The organism is Mycobacterium sp. TH-M82 (assembly GCF_057473605.1).
Genome location: NZ_JBYCKY010000845.1, coordinates 1 through 4135, shown reverse-complemented (window position 1 = coordinate 4135; position 4135 = coordinate 1). Strand labels below are relative to the sequence as shown.

General features: G+C 63.1%; 5 protein-coding genes. 3 read left to right on the top strand and 2 right to left on the bottom strand.

Going from position 1 to position 4135, the window contains the following annotated elements; translation table 11 throughout:
• The first annotated feature begins 103 nt into the window (after positions 1-103).
• The 3 genes from AC2VON_RS24525 (at position 104) to AC2VON_RS24515 (ending at position 1426) form a co-directional block, all read left to right on the top strand.
• Complete coding sequence (locus tag AC2VON_RS24525; protein WP_486955165.1) at positions 104-292, top strand: DUF5302 domain-containing protein; 189 nt, start codon at positions 104-106, stop codon at positions 290-292.
• 248 nt (positions 293-540) lie between these two features.
• Positions 541-933: an antitoxin Xre/MbcA/ParS toxin-binding domain-containing protein gene (locus tag AC2VON_RS24520; protein WP_486955164.1), complete on the top strand. Its 393-nt coding sequence runs from the start codon at positions 541-543 to the stop codon at positions 931-933.
• Positions 920-1426 carry an RES domain-containing protein gene (locus tag AC2VON_RS24515; protein WP_486955163.1) on the top strand — a complete coding sequence of 169 codons (507 nt, stop codon included), beginning with the start codon at positions 920-922 and terminating at the stop codon, positions 1424-1426. Before AC2VON_RS24520 ends, AC2VON_RS24515 begins: the two co-directional genes overlap by 14 nt.
• 53 nt (positions 1427-1479) lie before the next feature.
• Here AC2VON_RS24515 and istB read toward each other — a convergent pair whose 3' ends face one another.
• Both istB and istA read right to left on the bottom strand, forming a co-directional pair.
• Positions 1480-2235 (bottom strand): IS21-like element helper ATPase IstB, encoded by a 756-nt coding sequence (gene istB, locus AC2VON_RS24510; RefSeq protein ID WP_486955162.1) that lies wholly within the window; start codon positions 2233-2235, stop codon positions 1480-1482.
• A gap of 72 nt (positions 2236-2307) precedes the next feature.
• Positions 2308-3852 carry an IS21 family transposase gene (gene istA / locus AC2VON_RS24505; protein WP_486955161.1) on the bottom strand — a complete coding sequence of 515 codons (1545 nt, stop codon included), beginning with the start codon at positions 3850-3852 and terminating at the stop codon, positions 2308-2310.
• Positions 3853-4135: the final 283 nt, after the last annotated feature.

The window sequence follows — 4135 nt, the reverse complement described above, 5'->3', positions numbered from 1 at the left end:
TCCCCGGGCGGTTCCCGCCCGCATCGTCGCCGCGCTACGCCCGATGGCACGGCTCCTCCCCGGGCGGTTCCCGCCCGCATCGTCGCCGCGCTACCCTCCGGTCATGGCCGAATCACAATCCGAGTCGGATTCCACCGCCGAGGACGAAACCAAGCGTAAGTTCCGCGAAGCGCTGGAGCGCAAGAACGCGAACGCACTGGGCAGGTCCGATCACAAGGACGCCGGTGCAAGGCGGTCGCGGTCGCACGGCCCGATGGAGAACCGCCGGGAATTTCGTCGTAAAAGCGGCTAAACGGTATGGGGAGGCTGGGGGTGGCGTGCGGGTTGGACGGGGATACCGGTGAGGTGTTTGAGCGTCGGCTGACCCCAGATCACCGTGAAATCCTGGAATGGATGGATCACCGGGTTCGACAACATGGTAGGGAAGTTGATGCACGCCGGCGGCGGGCCAAGTCCTGACGGGAGAGTTGTGCACCGACCCTCGATTGAAGCCGAGGTGTCACCTCCTCGACCGCGGCCAGGGTCGTCCGGTTCGCCATAATGTTCAGATATATATTAATATCTTTGTTAAGTAATGGAATGGAGGCCCGTCGTGTGGCCGGTGCAGTAGCAGTCCGGCTGGATGCCATTAAGAGTCGCGCCGGTATCCGCTCGCGCGAGATCGCGCAACTTCTCGACACCACGCCTCAAACGATTTCTCGCTGGCAGCAAGGACACGCGGAGCCACAGCCAACCAAGCTGCAGCAGCTGCTCACACTGGAATGGCTGACGGACCAATTGGCTGAGTTCTACGAGCCTGGCGAGGCCCGGCTGTGGTTGTTTAGCCCACACCGTCTGCTCGGTGGTGAGCGTCCTGCCGATCGAATTGCCCACGGTGATGCCGACGCCGTTCTCGCGTTGATTGACCAACTCCGAGACGGTGCCTACATCTAAGCAATGGCTGTCCACGACCCTGCCCTTCTCGATCAGATCGAGCGGCTGGGCACCCAGCCCTTCGAAGGTCGTGTGTGGCGGCACATGTTCAACGACCATCCACCGGAATTGTCGAATACCCGGGGAGCGCGGTGGAATCCGCCTGGCGTTGCGGCTTTTACACCTCGCTAGCCGCCTCGACGGCCCTCGCCGAAGCCCAACACGCAATCGACATCCAACCGCTTCGCCCCATACCGCGGTGTCGAGTCCTCTACGAATTACTCATCACGCTGGAATCGGCCGTGGACCTCACCAATGGGCGCTACAAGGAAGTCGGGATGACCTCTCGGCGTGTCAGCGCGTAGGCGGTGCGGCGGCCTGGCTTGGGCACGACGGCATCATGGTCCCCAGCGCCCGGGCCGACGGCGGGAATGTCGTTATCCTGGTTGATTCGGTAGCCAGCGACGTCGTCTGTCGACGGTCACGTAATTCCCCAGGGGCGGCCGTCACGTAATTCCCCAGGTTCGGGACTGCTGGGAGTGAGCGTAGCTGGGTTGGTGATCGGTGTCAGGTGGTACCGGCCCCGGGTCGTTTCCGGGGCCGGTAGGACGGGCCGTCCATGAGTATTTGGTGACTGGTGTTGATCAACCGGTCGAGCAGCGATTCGGCGACAACGGGGTTCGGGAACAACGGATACCAGTCTTTGGGTGCCCGGTTGCTGGTTAGTATCAGCGGCTTGGCGGCGATCGCGCGATCTGAGACCAGGTCGTAGAGGTCGTCGCTTTGGGTGGGGGTGTGCTCGCGCATCGCGAAGTCGTCGACGATGAGGACCAGGGGCCGGGTGTATTCGCGCATCCGTTGGCCGATGGTGCGGTCAGCGTGGCCGCCGGCGAGGTCGGTGAGCATGCGGGAGCATTTGACGAAGCGGATGTCGCCGCCGCGCCGGGCTACTTGGTGGCCAAGTGCTTGTGCTACATGAGTTTTGCCGACGCCGACGGGTCCGTAGAGGATCACTGACTCACCGGCGTCGAGCCAGCGCAGTGCGGACAGGTCGCGCAGCATCGTGGCGGGCAGTTTCGGGCTGACGGTGAAATCGAAGTCCTCAAAGGTGTTGGCTTGTTCGAAGCGGGCGCGCCGTATTCGGCGGGCCAGCGCGGCGGTGTCGCGGCGAGCGATTTCGTCTTCGCAGAGCACCTGGAGGAATTCCAGGTGGCCGAGTTTCCCGTCGCGGGTTTGGGCCAGGCGGGCATCGAGGGTGTCGAGCATGCCAGTGAGTTTGAGGGTCTTGAGTGCGGCCCGCAGGCTGGGGTCGTGAATAGTCATGACAGATTCCTTCGTTTGATGTTGTTGGGGTAGAAATGAATTGGTCGTACTGGAGTAGGTGCTGGGGTTGGGTTAAGCGGTGCGCTCGGCGTCAAACGCATCGGGGCCGCGGAGCATCGCCGGAGGTATCGGCGCGTCGCCGTGGACGAAAGCGCCCTCGCCGTCTTCGGTACCAGCGATCAGGATGCCTTTGACGGTGCGGTACTCGGGGTCACCGACCTCAAGTGCGCGAGAACAGGCCGCATCAAGACGGGCGTCGCCGTATTTGTCACGCAGTCGGATGATCCCCTGGATGGCACGCAGTCGGTGAATAGCGTTGATCGCAGACAACTCCGCGACGACCGCGATGGCACCAGGACCGATCTGCTCGGCCTGGGTGCGACACCACGTCACGTTGCGCAGGGTGTGCGCTATCTTCTGCGGCGGATAATGCTCGAAGTTCGTCGAACGCCCAGACAGGTGCAGCACATGGGTCGCCACGACCGCCTCGCCGTGGAAGATCTGCACCACATTGCCGGCGGTGCGCACCAGCAGTTTCTGGCCCATCAGCCGCCACGGCGCAGAGTAGAACGCCTTGCCGGACTTGAGGTGGCAGTCCGAGCCCAGGGTGCCCACTGAGTAGACTACCGACTCAAACCGGCGCTGCGGCAACGGCATCAACGCATCCCGCTCGACCGCGGTGAACACCGACATCGGGGTCTGGCCGTCCAGGCCGCGGTGCTTGTGTACGCCGTAGACCTCTGTGGACCACCGGAGCGCCTCGGCCTGCATCTGGTCCAGACAGGTGAAGCCTCGGCCGGCGAAGAACGAGTCCCGAATGTAGGGCATCGGCCGCTCGATGCGGGGCTTGTCCTTGGGCTTTCGGGCACGCGCTGGATCAATCAAGGTGTCGTAGTGCGCGGCAAGTTCGGCGTAGGCCGGATTAATCTGTGGGTCATACAAATCCGGACGCAGCACCCCGGTTTTCAGGTTGTCGCAGACCAGTCGCGCCGGGACACCGCCGAAGAACTCGAACGCCGCCACATGCGAGGAATTCCACGACGCCTGATGCATCTTGAGTACCGGTTGGACGAACAAGGCCCGCGAGCACGCCAAGATCATCGCGAACGCCCACACTGCCACGCGGCGGCCAGAGGCCGGATCCAGCCACATGCCGAGCTTGCCGTAGTCGATCTGGGCTTCACTGCCGGGCTCGACAGCACCCCGCGGAACGGTGACCTTGCCCTCAAGGTGTCGTTCGGCGAAAGCTGTTGTGATGTAACGACGTACCGTCGACTCCGACACCTCGACGTGGTGGTCGTCGCGCAACCGTTGGGCGATGGTGGCCACCGTCACCGGCACCGCCAACTGCTTCTCGATCCATTGGTGATGCACCGCGATCAGCGGCCAGGACAGTGCCCGTGCGGTCGGGTCGACCAGCTCAGGGAACCAGCGCACTATTCGCGCCCGCCACAGGTCCTCATCGAACGACCCATCGGGATCCGGTCGCAGACCCTCGGCCAGCGCCGGGGCCAAATACTTACGGATCGTCTTGCGGTCGACGCCCAGGGCCTCGTAAATCTGCACCTGCGATCGGCCGGCGTTCCAGTGTCGGAACATCTCCACGAAGTCAGTCACGTTCCACGATCTCCTTGCCACCTCAGGCCCCTTCCAGGTCCCCTGGGTGGGGCACCTGAACGGAGCGAACCTGAGCAGCACCCCAACCCCCGTCCGACACGCCCCAGAGTGGGGAATTACGTGACGGCAGGTGGGGAATTACGTGACGGACAACCCCTCAAACCTGGGGAATTACGTGACCGCTGACATTGACATAAGACGACGCTATCCCTCAGTTCCGATAGGAATGGAGCCGCGTGAGAGACTCGAACTCTCGCCATTCGCCTTACAAGGGCGACGCTCT

What these genes read in the sequence shown, in the direction of transcription:
- AC2VON_RS24525 (WP_486955165.1), top strand. Translation starts at nt 104, where the DNA reads ATGGCCGAATCACAATCCGAGTCGGATTCCACCGCCGAGGACGAAACC.
- AC2VON_RS24520 (WP_486955164.1), top strand. Translation starts at nt 541, where the DNA reads ATGTTCAGATATATATTAATATCTTTGTTAAGTAATGGAATGGAGGCC.
- istB (WP_486955162.1), bottom strand. Translation starts at nt 2,235, where the DNA reads ATGACTATTCACGACCCCAGCCTGCGGGCCGCACTCAAGACCCTCAAA.